Genomic DNA, 640 nt, shown 5'->3' on the forward strand with positions numbered 1-640 from the left:
CAGCGAAGGACGGTTGTGGTAACCGCGAGCCAGACCGACACCGCCCAGGTACAGCTCGGCGGCGGTGCCCGGTGCGGCGGGCAGCAGGCCGTCTTCGAGGATGTGGGTCTTGAGGTTGTCGATCGGCTGACCGATTGGAACGCTCAGGTGGTCGTTGACGGTGCAGGTCCAGTGGGTGACGTCGATCGCCGCTTCAGTCGGACCGTACAAGTTGTACAGACCGGTATGTGGCAGACGTTTCAACACTTGGGCGGCCAGCTCGGCCGGCAATGCTTCACCGCTGCAAACGACGCGTTTCAACGAACAGCACGACTCGACCAGTTCGCTGGTCATAAACGCCTGAAGCATCGACGGCACGAAGTGCAGCGTGCTGACGCCGTACTCGTTGATGGTCGCCACCAGACGCTCCGGATCACGGTGATCGCCCGGCAATGCAACCGCCAGACGCGCACCAGTCAGCAGCGGCCAGAAGAACTCCCACACCGACACGTCGAAGCTGAACGGCGTTTTCTGCAGCACAGTATCCGTGCCGTCCAAACCGTAAGCCTTCTGCATCCAGTGCAAACGGTTGACCAGCGCGCGATGGCTGTTGCCCGCCCCTTTCGGCTTGCCGGTGGAGCCCGAGGTGTAGATCACGTAA

Annotated in this window: 1 protein-coding gene; it reads right to left on the reverse strand. The window is 62.0% G+C overall.

The genetic code is table 11. The features are described 5' to 3' along the window. The coding region (locus tag DM374_RS32700; RefSeq protein ID WP_157969820.1) for an AMP-binding protein at positions 1–640 on the reverse strand (640 nt) is incomplete at both ends.

Source organism: Pseudomonas huaxiensis, from assembly GCF_003231275.1.
Taxonomy (GTDB): Bacteria; Pseudomonadota; Gammaproteobacteria; order Pseudomonadales; family Pseudomonadaceae; genus Aquipseudomonas; species Aquipseudomonas huaxiensis.